The organism is Dictyobacter alpinus, assembly GCF_003967575.1.
GTDB classification, from domain to species: Bacteria; Chloroflexota; Ktedonobacteria; order Ktedonobacterales; family Ktedonobacteraceae; genus Dictyobacter; species Dictyobacter alpinus.
Map to the genome: position 1 here is coordinate 5,341,370 of NZ_BIFT01000001.1, position 11,726 is coordinate 5,353,095.

9 protein-coding genes are annotated in these 11,726 nt (G+C 53.3%); 8 read left to right on the forward strand and 1 reads right to left on the reverse strand.

Annotated elements, in window-relative coordinates; translation table 11 throughout:
* The first annotated feature begins 461 nt into the window (after positions 1–461).
* From EL633_RS21095 to EL633_RS21125, 7 genes are all read left to right on the forward strand, one after another.
* A complete protein-coding gene (locus tag EL633_RS21095) occupies positions 462–2,183 on the forward strand; it encodes a sensor histidine kinase (RefSeq protein WP_161982300.1) in 1,722 nt (573 codons plus the stop codon).
* Entirely contained in the window at positions 2,152–2,868 is a 717-nt protein-coding gene (locus EL633_RS21100) for a response regulator transcription factor (protein WP_126629093.1), read from the forward strand. The genes EL633_RS21095 and EL633_RS21100 overlap by 32 nt, the downstream gene beginning before the upstream one ends.
* 164 nt (positions 2,869–3,032) lie before the next feature.
* Entirely contained in the window at positions 3,033–3,578 is a 546-nt protein-coding gene (locus EL633_RS21105) for a hypothetical protein (RefSeq protein ID WP_126629094.1), read from the forward strand.
* 117 nt (positions 3,579–3,695) lie between these two features.
* Positions 3,696–4,550: a class I SAM-dependent methyltransferase gene (locus EL633_RS21110; RefSeq protein ID WP_126629095.1), complete on the forward strand. Its 855-nt coding sequence runs from the start codon at positions 3,696–3,698 to the stop codon at positions 4,548–4,550.
* 234 nt (positions 4,551–4,784) lie between these two features.
* Positions 4,785–6,113 carry a glycosyltransferase gene (locus tag EL633_RS21115; RefSeq protein WP_126629096.1) on the forward strand — a complete coding sequence of 443 codons (1,329 nt, stop codon included), beginning with the start codon at positions 4,785–4,787 and terminating at the stop codon, positions 6,111–6,113.
* 539 nt (positions 6,114–6,652) lie between these two features.
* On the forward strand, positions 6,653–7,603 hold the full coding sequence (locus EL633_RS21120) for an AraC family transcriptional regulator (RefSeq protein ID WP_161982301.1): 951 nt from the start codon (positions 6,653–6,655) through the stop codon (positions 7,601–7,603).
* 134 nt (positions 7,604–7,737) lie between these two features.
* On the forward strand, positions 7,738–8,043 hold the full coding sequence (locus tag EL633_RS21125; protein WP_126629098.1) for a superoxide dismutase: 306 nt from the start codon (positions 7,738–7,740) through the stop codon (positions 8,041–8,043).
* A gap of 370 nt (positions 8,044–8,413) precedes the next feature.
* On the opposite strand, the gene EL633_RS21130 is transcribed toward EL633_RS21125, so the two are convergent.
* Positions 8,414–11,212, reverse strand: a complete 2,799-nt coding sequence (locus tag EL633_RS21130) for a WD40/YVTN/BNR-like repeat-containing protein (protein WP_126629099.1) — start codon at positions 11,210–11,212, stop codon at positions 8,414–8,416.
* Here EL633_RS21130 and EL633_RS21135 point away from each other — a divergent pair, their 5' ends adjacent.
* Positions 11,213–11,596: a hypothetical protein gene (locus EL633_RS21135; RefSeq protein ID WP_126629100.1), complete on the forward strand. Its 384-nt coding sequence runs from the start codon at positions 11,213–11,215 to the stop codon at positions 11,594–11,596.
* Positions 11,597–11,726 lie beyond the last annotated feature (130 nt).

The window sequence follows — 11,726 nt, forward strand, 5'->3', positions numbered from 1 at the left end:
ATATAGATAGATTTTCTTTGTGCTATGTGCATAATGTCCAATATATTATGTATCTATTTTTCTGGGAAATGGATGGGTTGCTCCGAAACTCCGGAGGAATGGTGCAGGACACGCCGCCTGCGGCGGCGCGTGGGGGGAGGAAGAGAGAGGCGAGGGGACACCCCTCGGACCCCGGCAAGGGGCTGGCGGCCCCTTGCAACCCCGCTTCTCGGGAAGATAGGGGAGGGAGAGAGAGGCGAGGGGACACCCCTCGAACCCCGGCAAGGGGCCGCCGGCCCCTTGCAACCCCGCTCACCGGGGCATATACGGGAAATATAGAGGGTGGCTATTTTAGCTATGTTGGGCGTGGGGGGGTTGAGGGCGCTATTGACGAGGCTGATGATGCTTTCTATACTTCAGGCGTAGGGGTGCGATTGAGATCGATAGAGACAGTGTGCCTTAACTCCATGGGGAGGTCTGCTATGAGTCAGTTTTTGCCGTTGCCATGGTTTCTTGAGCCGAAGAAGTGGCATTGGCAGTGGTATGTGCGCGAGAGCTTGCTGGCCCTGGGGAGTGTAATGCTGGTGACGGCACTGATCTCTATCAGCCAGTTGCCACAACATTTGCCGGATAGCTTGCTGGTCTATTTGCTGGTAATCCTGGTCCTGGCGGCCTTTCGGGGCTTTTATGATGCATTCCTGGCATCGTTGCTGGCCTTCTTTGCCTTTGATCTGTTCTTTGTGGCACCGGTCTATAGTTTCCAGGCGTCGAAATTTGAGGATGTGCTGAGCCTGTTGTCCTTTCTCTTGAGTGCCCTTCTAACAAGTTATCTGGCTTCGGCGCTGCATCGACGTATCGAGAGCCTGCGCCAGAAGGAACGGGAGACACGTTTATTGTACCAGCTGGCCGAGACCTCTAATCGTCAGCAGACGTTAGAATTGCAGCTATCGCTCTTCTCCCATTCGCTGGTCGAGGTCTTTCGTCCCCTTGGACTCCTGGAGTGTACGTTTCTGCTGGCGGATGCTGATAAGGAAAAAGGACTGGTGGCGGTACCGCCATTTGGGCCACAGTTTGCATCGATCCTTCCCGATGAAACGTTGGCCCTGAATTGGGTGCGTGAACATGGACAGCATATTATGTTGCATGAGCCGCTACGCCAGCTGCCCGTGCGGCGGCGGATGTTCTTTCCACGCATCTTCCGCATCTTCAAGGAGGAGCAGCGCCACATCCGTAGCGGTGTCCAACTGATTCCGTTGCGTAATCAGGAGAAGGTAATGGGCATCCTGCGCCTGCATGTCCTGATGAATAGTCGAGAATACAAAGAGCCCTTCTGGTCCAGTATTGGCATCTCTTCTTCGGCCTCTCATTTGTTCTTCTCGACGTTGCTGGAGCATGTGGTGAGTCTGATGCAGCAGGAGCAGCTGCGCCAGGAGCGGCTGGCACTACAGATGTATCAGCAGACCGAGAAGTTGCGCTCGGCCCTGGTGACCTCGGTCTCACATGATTTACGTAAGCCCTTGACGACGATTAAAGCGGCGGCCAGTACGCTCTTATTTGAGGAAGCACTCGGCGGCGAGGTTCCAGCACACCATAGTTTGCTGACCGAAATTGAACGTGAAGCGGACTGGCTGGACGGTTTGATTGAAAATTTGCTGGATATGTCGCGCATCGAGTCGGGGGTGCTCCAGCCACAAACAACCTGGTATGCCCTGGATATCCTGCTGGATGATGTGCTATTGCGCCTGCGACCCTCGATTGGGGTGCGCAAGATACAGCGAACCATGCCAGTTGACGTGCCGCCCGTGCCTATCGATGTTGTGTTGATCGAGCAAGTCCTGACCAACCTGCTCACCAATGCCCTGCACTACACACCGGACAACTCACCACTGGAGATCCAGCTCTGCGTCCTGACCGACAGCATCATGGTGCGCATCCTGGACGAAGGTCCGGGCATTCCGGCTGAGGAGCAGGAACATATCTTTGAAAAATTCTATCGTCTGACCCCATCCCAGAGTCGTCCACCGCAGCCAGCAGGCATGGGACTTGGGCTAGCTATTTGCCGTGGGATCATTGAAGCGCACCAGGGACGCATCTGGACTGAGTCCCGTCCTACAGGGGGTGCGGTCTTTGCTTTTACTCTCCCGTTTCCCAATCAACAAGGAGAACCGATCGATGACCAGGAAGGCACGCATCTTAATCGTTGAGGATGAGCAGGACATTATTCGCCTGCTGCAAAAACGCCTCGTCGCCCAGAAATATGAGGTACTGACCGCCCAGGAAGGCGCGACCGCCCTCCAGATTGTGGAGGAGCAGCAGCCGGATCTGGTGCTGCTGGACCTTGGTCTGCCCGATATCAGTGGCATGGAGGTCTGTAAGCGCCTGCGTGCGCGTTCACAGTTGCCACCAATCATTGTCGTCTCTGTACGCAGTAAAGAGCGCGAGAAAGTCAAAGTGTTGGACCTGGGAGCCGACGACTATATCGCCAAGCCTTTTGGACTCGATGAGCTCCTGGCCCGCATCCGGGTCGCCTTGCGCCATACCGCCCACAGTAGCGTCAGTGCTGGCGCCACCACCTATCAAGTTGGTCCGCTCAGCGTCGACACCGCCGCCCATCGTGTCCTGCTCAACGACCAGGAGATCAAACTCACGCCCACTGAATACAACCTGCTACTGATCTTCCTGCGCAACCAGGACAAAGTACTCACACAGCAGATGCTCCTGCAACAGATCTGGGGCAACGAAGAAGCCAGACAAGCCAACTACCTGCACGTCTACATTGCCCATCTACGCCGCAAACTTGAGCCTGATCCCGGTCATCCTCGCTTCTTCCAGACCCTCTCCGGCATCGGCTACCGCTTCTCAGACCTCCTGGAAGCTGATCCTCTCTAGGACGCAACTTCCAGGCGACTCCATTATTTGAGTAATCAGAGAAATTTTCCGGAGCTAGCGCGCAAGCTACTAAATGATTGTTTTTCATCGTTGTTTAATGCACATGAGATATGTTATCATTCTATAGAAGAGGTTTTGAGAATTTCTACAGGAGATCAAGCTGGATGCAAGCTGGATTAGTGCAGTGTCCCCTCTGTAGGCGTGTGGATGCTGTACAGAAGGTCAGTGCGATTATGGCCGGGAGCGAGACTTATCGGCTCTATATAAAAAATGGCAGTGTGCCCGTGTCGCCAGATGAGGCGTCTCCTGCTCACCAGTTTGGTCAGGTGACGCTGAGTGAGCAGCTGGCGTTTCCCGAGCAGCACTATGGTGCCCTGACACTGCTCTTTCTGGCCTTCGGCGCCGTCCTCACTCCCATCACGGCAGTTATGAGCTGGTTTGCCTATCAAGCCGCGCACCAGCATCCTACCACCGAGCACATTGCATCGATGAACATGGATATTTTCATGCTGGTATGCTGTCTCATCATCGCCACCATCCTCTTCCTCATGCGGGCACGACGGCTGGCGCGCGAGCGACCCAAACGTGATCGAGCCTGGACCATCTGGAACACCCTCTACTACTGCCATCGCGACGACACCGTCTTTGCCGCCGAAAATCCACGCATCATGGCCAAAGCCAACAACATGCGCGCCCTGCTCGGCTACTAGTACATTGCGGCGAAATAGACCTATGGTATACTGAGAGCCTGAAGAACTGGCTCGACTTGCAAGTGGTGGGGCAGGCGTTGATGGCTTAGAACCTCTTGCAAAAGGAAAGGATTGCTCATGCCAAATTTTCTTCATGTTACCTATGACCAGGACGCCCCAGCCATCGCTTCAGTAGTTGACGAGGTCTCGCTCTGGGCCGCTCACTTCGGCCTCTTCCTTGTGAGCCACCTGGAATTACGCCCCAAGCAGAACATCCTGGATGTGGCCTGTGGAACCGGCTTTCCGTTATTCGAGTTGGCCCAGATGCATGGAGCCTCCTGCCAGGTGACGGGGGTCGATATCTGGAAACAAGGGATAGAGCGAGCCAGATTGAAAGCACAAACGTATCAGAGTCCTAATGTGCAGGTGCTGGAGGCGGATGCCACCCAGCTTCCGTTTGCAGACGGAAGCTTTGATCTGATCGTGTCCAATTTGGGAGTAAACAATTTTACGGATCCCGCTGCGGTCCTGGCAGAATCTTTCCGTGTCGCAAAAGCCAGGGCGCGCATCGTCCTCACGACGAATCCGACCGGACATATGTCCGAGTTTTATGAGGTCTTTCGCCAGACGCTGCAGGAGCTCCAGAAGCCGGCTTACCTGGAGCGCTTACAAGCAGATGAGGCGCGTCGCGGAACCAAAGAATCTCTCAGCGCCATGCTTCAAGCCGCAGGATTTCGCGTGGTCAAGATCCGAGAGGATAGTTTCCACTTACGCTACCTGGACGGAAGTGCCTTTTTCAATCACCCCTTAACGCAGCTTGGCTTCTTAGATAGCTGGAGACAGGTGGTCGATCAAGAGGACGAAGAGCGCGTCTTTGCGCTCCTGGAAAACAGGTTGAACCAGCTTGCAAGTGCGGCTGGAGAACTACGTCTGACCGTGCCCATGCTGTATCTGGAAGCAGAAAAACCAGAAGGTGAGCCTTTCCCTGCCTGACTGGAAAGCAGGAATGTAAGGGGCGGCGAGCCCCTTGACTGAGGGATCGGGGGCTGTGCCCCAGCACTCCCTCCCTCCCCCCACCGCGCCCGCGTAGCGGGCAATCACCCATTAGCTGAAACTAAAGATAGAAAATTTCCATATTCTATAGTACTGGTCTATTTTTATTATCTATTACCAGATGATAGAAATATCGATATCTCTTTCTCTTCATGCTTGGAGCTATATTTTTTTATGCGTATCACTATTATTGCGATCGGATCTCGGGGGGATGTACAGCCATATGTGGCCTTGAGTCGGGGGCTGGTAGCGGCGGGACACACAGTATGTCTGGCGACGCACGCCGTTTTCGAGAAGTTCGTTGTGAGCTACGGCATTCATTTTATGGCCATCGACGATGAGCCAACCGGATTTTTTCAGGGAAAGGATGGAGTGAAATTACTCGAGGCGAGCAATAATGCCTTCCTATTTGTCTATCGTTTACGCGCCTACCTGGCACCACGTATGGATCTTTATATGCAGCGCAGCCTGGAGGCTAGTCGAGATGCCGATGTGATTATCTCTACCTATATGAGTTTCCTGATTGCGTACTCGATAGCGGAGAAACTGCGCTGTCGGCTGATTGCCTCCTTTCTCCAGCCATCAATGTTGCCCACCACCGCCTTTCCTGAGCCGAGCGCGCCCTGGTTACCGCAGCATCCGGTCCAGATGGGGCAGATTATCAATGAGCAGTCGCATCTCGGGTCGGGAAAGGTCTTCTGGCACTTCTTTACGCCGGCGGTCAATCGTGCTCGTCAGCGCCTCTACGGCCTGCCCCCGCTGCCGAGCGAATCGCTCTATGCCACGCTGCCACAGCATGTCGACCTGATCCTGCTGGGCTATAGTCCCTTGCTGCTGGCCAAACCTGACGATTGGGCTGATAATATCGAAGTTACTGGATTCTGGCCCCTGGAGGCGCCCAGGAAATGGGAGCCCGCCCCACAACTGGTAGACTTTATCCAGGCGGGGCCGCCACCGGTCTATATTGGCTTTGGCAGTATGATCAGCCAGCAGCCACAGCGCACGCTGGACCTGGCGTTCAGGTCCCTGGTCCTCTCGGGTCAGCGCGGCATTATCCTGACCGCGCGCGAGACGTTATTCGAGCAGTGGTGGAGCAAGAATATCTATATCAGCAACGGCGCCCCGCACGATTGGCTGTTTCCACAGATGTCCGCGATCGTCCACCACGCGGGCGCCGGCACGACCGCCGCCAGCCTGCGCGCTGGCGTGCCCTCGATTCCTGTCTATCACATCGCCGACCAACAATTCTGGGGCACCCTTGCAGCCAGGGCCGGAGCCGCGCACAAACCACTCAGCCGCCACCTGCTGACCCCACGCCAGCTAGCCCGCAGCATCCAAACTGTCCTGGAAGATCAAGCTATGCGGCACAGCGCCCGGCAAATCGCTTATAGACTCAGGCAAGAGGACGGAATCCAACAAGCCATCCAGGCCATTGACCGGCATCTGTCCGACATGCTCATGCCCGCCCAGACGCAACGAAACACAGGCATAAGACGCGTGTAGCGGGGCGCGGTAGTCGCGACCTGATCAGCCAACCAGAGAGTACGTCGGGTGGGCGCCCCATGTATCAGCATATGTTTGGCTCCAATCATGATTGGCGATCTTGTTCGTAGGCGTGAAAAGCCGGCCGAGCGTACGCCGAGTGGGCGCCACACGCAAGGCCGGCATATATCATGAGCGAAGGCGAAACGTGATAGAAAGGCATATATGCCTGTGGCGCCTACACGAATCACGTTGGGTTTTGCGGAATTTATGGGAACGTTTTGACGAGCAGGCGCACCAAACAAAACGTTCTCCAGCGATCATGGATCAAGAAGCATGAGTGTGATATAGGAGCCAAAGGCATGTAATGCGTCATTAACACGCATTGCCGTTGATAGAAGCTAAAGTGGAGCGAGATTGGTATTGTGTGAAAAAAAGATCCGGGTCTGGAGAAACCATTTCACCTCTGAGATAGTCGCTTGCTTCGCTCGCAAAAATGGGATACGATACACGTCAAAAGTCTGAAGATGAAAATCTTCCACTCGCATAAGGTTTTAAGTGTGTCAAAAAGTTCTATTCTCCTCATCGAACGAGAGCATCATCTCCCTATCCACCTTGCGCCCGACTCATCTATCCTATTGTCGAGCGCTAATACTGGATGGAAGAGCGTGCTTGTAGAACAACAACGCTTGCCTCCCCTGGAGACACCAGTCGTTTCCGTATCACACTATTCGATTAACCTCCAGCTTAAGCCGTTGACGAAATTTGAATGGCAAGCTCGTGGAGGCTTTCAATCCAGGTCGCTCTTCCCGGGAGACTTCTGTCTCTATGTTCCAGACTCTTTCCGCAAGTATCGCTGGCATCAGGAAGCGGAGGTGCTCAATATTGCTCTTTCGCCGGCATTTTTCACTCAAATTGCTCAAGAAGTAGCTAATACAGACCAGATTGAGCTTCTGGAACTCTTTGGCGGTCATGATCCACAGATCGAATATCTGGCACGAGCATTTCTGGCGGAACTGAAGACCGGGGCATCCTCTGGACAATTATATGCGGAATCGATGGCGACCGCTCTGGCCGTTTATCTGCTTCAACATTATGCAGCTTCTTCAATTCATATTCCCTCCATCCATGGAAAGCTAGTCCAGTCCGATCTCCATCGTATTATTGACTATATCCACGACCATTTAGACACAGATCTCTCCCTTTCCCAACTCTCTGAGGTAGTAGGAATGAGCCCATACCATTTTGCGCGTATTTTCAAGCAATCGGTAGGCGTATCACCTCATCAGTATATTATTCAATACCGCGTCGAGGAGGCCAAACGCCTGCTCATGACAAAAACGTTCCCCTTTCGAGAAGTCGCATATCGCGTTGGTTTCGGTAATCAAAGCCACTTCAACCGTCATTTTAAACGGCTCACTGGCGCCAGTCCAACCCTCTTTCTTAAAAACCTGCACTCCGAACAAGAGCAAGAACAGAGTAAAAGAGAGCACGAAGAGAGAAGGTACTGATACCTGAAAGCCATATAATGAATATATTCATATATTGTGAAAGGAGCACTCATCTCAATGGTCATGGACCGTTGTGAGTGCACGCATCCCTAGCCTAAAAAAATAAGCGAATGTGTAAGTGACAGGAGGTTTTGATGAAGTTTCTTGCAATGGATCACGGACTCGAAGGTGCCAAGGATACAGCGAAGGTTAACAGCCTGCTGAAGAAAGATGTAACAAGAGTCTGGGAATTATACAAAGAGGGGACGATTCGAGAGATGTATCAGCGCAGCGACAATCCTTTCGCTGTTCTCATCTTAGAATGTTCAAACCTGGAAGAAGCCCGGCAAAAGCTGGGGACAATTCCATTTTCTCAGGCTGGTATTACCGCCTGGGAAATTATTCCTATTCAGCCCTTCGCAGGTTTAGAGGCCATAATTGTTCCTGAGACGACAAAATAGGCGACGAACTTTCTGGTCGTGACGCCTACACGCATCACGTTGGGTGTTGCGGAATGTATGGGGGGAACGTTTTGGCGAGCAGGCTCACCAAAACGTTCCCTGGCGATCATAGCATTGACACAAGGGGCAGGTGACCGAAGGTTGTCGTAGGGGGAGGCTGGTGGGTCCGTGCACTCATGGTGCGGGCGGCTACGCACGTGGACGAAGGTTCGCAGCCATGAAGGCTGCCGCTACAACGTGTTTTTCTTTTTACCTGGTATTATGGGTGATTTGCTGAGCCAGAGGAAAAAAAGATCCGGGCCCTCGTCTGCGAGGACCCGGATCGTGTGGTATTTATGTTTTGCGTGCCAGCAAAGCAGGGACAGATGGTTTAGAGGTCGAGGCTCCAGGCGCCACGGCCATGGGTTGCGGCATAGAGGATGCGCCCATTGTTCGAGAGCGTCAGGCTATACACTGCAACGATAGGAAGTCCGGAGGCCGCCGGGCGCCAGTGGTTGTGGTTGGCTTTCAAGCGACCTACACCAAAGTCGGTGGCGACATACAGATCACCGGTGACGCCATCAAAGGCTACACCTGTAATCGGCTGGTCACCGAGGTCATAGCTGATATCTTTCCAGGTTGCGGCTTTCGTGGTTGGATTGTAACGAACCTCGAAGACGTGTCCTGGTGTGCCTGGTGTGTACGCGCTATAACCGGAATAGGTGACAAAGGCATGGTTTGGATCTTTTGGATCCACCGAGATGCCGCTGATGAAGCGCGTTGGCTGGGCTGCCGTATCCAAACGGGTATAAGCCACATCCTTAGCAGCCGCATTGGCGTTCTGTGAGATGAAGAGGCGGCCACGGCGGGTCGCGGTCCACAGCGTCTGGTTGTCGCTAGGAGCGCGAGTGATCGCGACCACATAGCTACCACCCTTGTCGGTACCATAAGTCTGGTCTACCAGATTGCTACCAAGAGCAACCCAGTCGCCACAAGGTGTGGCGGGATTAAAGTCGCCGGTCAACTCATTACAATGCTGATCCAGGTATGCCTGTGGACCACCACTGTCCTGTGTGCGCCAGACATGTTCCAATCCGACAAACATGGTCTGACTGACTTTTGGATCACCGATCAACGGCACATAGAAGGAGGCACCCTCCCCACTGGCCGCCAGCGGATCGCCCCAATAGTCCCAGCCCTTAGGATCGTTTTTATGGAAGTTCACATCACCCTGAGGACCATAGTAAGTGTGCATACGGATATTAGGATTACCGGCATCGATCACCGACTGTCCACCATCGCCGCCTACATTCTGGATCCAGGTCAGCGGGGTCGAAGTCGTATTGAACGTACCATTATCCTGGGTACCACCGATCACATCATGCCTGGGGTCCTGTGGATTGTAGGTCACGCTCTGGAACTGAATGGTACCCAGACCGCTGTTCAAGCTGTAGATGCGGGTCGGGATCGCCTTGAGCCAGATCTGACAATCTACCAGATCAGCGCCGGTCAAGCCACGAGCGGTACACTCGCTGGTGGTATCAGCGAACTTGCCGCTGGTACGAACCAATCCACCGTCCGAGCCAAGGAAGGCAACATCCGGATTATTGGGATTGAAGGCCATCGCGTGCTGGTCAGGATGCATGCCCTGTGGTGGTGACTGCGTATCATTGGTCATATCGGTAAAGCTGACTCCAGCGTTAGCGGAGCGCTGTACCGCGCGACCATTAGACTTCGCACCGGTTGGGGTGACCTCAGCATACTGGAACTGTCCACCAATCCAGACTTTGTCAGGTTGTCCTGGAGGAGAATAGACTGGCATATCATAAGAACACTGTTCGCCACAATAGTTGTAGGAACTGTAGCCCGGAGTGCCAGGTGTTGGACTCGACAGATCGAGCCAGCCTGCATTAGCCGTACCGTTGGTCAGGGTTGCCGCCGCTACATTGGCATCGTCTACGCGATATAACTGCGCAGGTCCGCCATCGGTATCACCAACGTAGATACGCAGTTTCTGACCATTTGGAGCCAGAGAGAACTCTGTGCGGGATGTCGCACTATTCGCAATAGCGCCACCGCCAGCGGAAGCAAAGATCTGCTCAAACGAGCCATTGGCCGAGCGATACAGACCATAATCAAAGACCGAGAAGTAGACCTGTGATTTGACGCCAGCGGCCAGACCAGTGGTCGAGAACTCAATCTTGCTGACACCGCCACGGAAGAAATCGCTCCCATTTGGTGAAGCTGGATTCACCACATCCGACTCCTTGCTGAAGACCAGCTTGAAGCTTTGACCACCATTGGTTGATTCATATAAACCAATTACAGGTGCTCCCGGAGGTGAGAAACGGCCACCATTGGAGGCTGAGGAACCATGACGAGCCACATCGGTACCTATATAGATGTGCTTCGCATTGGTTGGATCTACCGCGACTGCGCCAATCGAGCGGTCCTTAGCAGCCGAAACACTGCCAGAAACCAGATGCCAGTGCTGTCCATAGTCCGTGGACTTATAGAGTCCGACGCCAGCTTCAGAATCGCTGGAGCCATTCTCTTCACCGGTACCAGCATAGATGGTGCGACCACTGTGATCATTAGGATCCAGGGTCAACGAGCCAATCGCATTCGAACGAATACCATTGTTGACTGACTGCCAGGTTGGCTTCTCGGCCAGCCCGTTATCGGTCCGCCATACACCGCCACCGGCTGCACCCAGCCAGACGCGGCAGACATTCTCGTTACAATCTTTCGCCACCACGATCGCGGTTACACGGCCAGAGACAGTTGTAGCACGACCAGTGTAGGTCGCCTCAGCAGCCTCTTGTCCGTAGAGCGGGCCAACCTGTTTCCAGCTTCGACCACTCCGTGACTGTGAATCGCCTGTGGGCAGTGGATGTTGTGCCAGTGCCTGGTTTGCATTATAAGCCGCATTAGATTGATTGTCGTCAATGTAATTATGAGGGAAAGCGCGATCATCGTAAGCTTGTTGTTGCGCCAGAGCAGCTCCTTCGGTGTTCTGAGCGTTGTCATCATACAAATAATCATCATGATTCGTATACAGAAAATGATTGTAGTGCGGCTGAATAGGATAGGCCGCCGCCGATGGCACCATTAGTGCCGAGATCCCAAGCATACAGACAGCGCAGATGCTAAAGATACTATATCGACGTAAAAGGGAGGAACGAGCCATATGAGTTATATACCTCCGTGTTTTCGTTACCCGATCATCGGTTTGAAAATTGGAGGGGATATCATCTTATGCTGTACGCCCGGCATTTCAGCGCAGCGCTGGTTGCTCAGAACCCAGGCCTTCGTGGGCCGTGGTTCACGGGATATATGCATGTGTATAGACATATATATTGAGATAGAGGTGCGGACAACGATGCGTAACGATGTACGCATGTCAGCGTATGGTAATAAAGAGCAACAACCTATCTCACTGAAAGGGAAAACGTTGACTGATGCTATCCCCCGACGCATCAATCGAAATGGTCACGCACAGCATAAAACCAGTGTCCCTGGTGCTCCTGGCACAAAGCACCCTAAATACTCACATGTCTGTAAGGATACATGAGCAAATGATAAATGTCAATGCAGTCTTCTTTTGTGTGGACATACGTCTTACTAGAAATGTTACATAATTTCGTTTCCTCTAGCTCGTAATTGCCTGTTGAATTCATTTTCGTGAGTTTTTATACGAATTT

What these genes read in the sequence shown, in the direction of transcription:
- EL633_RS21115 (WP_126629096.1), top strand. Translation starts at nt 4,785, where the DNA reads ATGCGTATCACTATTATTGCGATCGGATCTCGGGGGGATGTACAGCCA.
- EL633_RS21135 (WP_126629100.1), top strand. Translation starts at nt 11,213, where the DNA reads ATGAGTTATATACCTCCGTGTTTTCGTTACCCGATCATCGGTTTGAAA.
- EL633_RS21110 (WP_126629095.1), top strand. Translation starts at nt 3,696, where the DNA reads ATGCCAAATTTTCTTCATGTTACCTATGACCAGGACGCCCCAGCCATC.
- EL633_RS21100 (WP_126629093.1), top strand. Translation starts at nt 2,152, where the DNA reads ATGACCAGGAAGGCACGCATCTTAATCGTTGAGGATGAGCAGGACATT.
- EL633_RS21130 (WP_126629099.1), bottom strand. Translation starts at nt 11,212, where the DNA reads ATGGCTCGTTCCTCCCTTTTACGTCGATATAGTATCTTTAGCATCTGC.
- EL633_RS21095 (WP_161982300.1), top strand. Translation starts at nt 462, where the DNA reads ATGAGTCAGTTTTTGCCGTTGCCATGGTTTCTTGAGCCGAAGAAGTGG.
- EL633_RS21125 (WP_126629098.1), top strand. Translation starts at nt 7,738, where the DNA reads ATGAAGTTTCTTGCAATGGATCACGGACTCGAAGGTGCCAAGGATACA.
- EL633_RS21105 (WP_126629094.1), top strand. Translation starts at nt 3,033, where the DNA reads ATGCAAGCTGGATTAGTGCAGTGTCCCCTCTGTAGGCGTGTGGATGCT.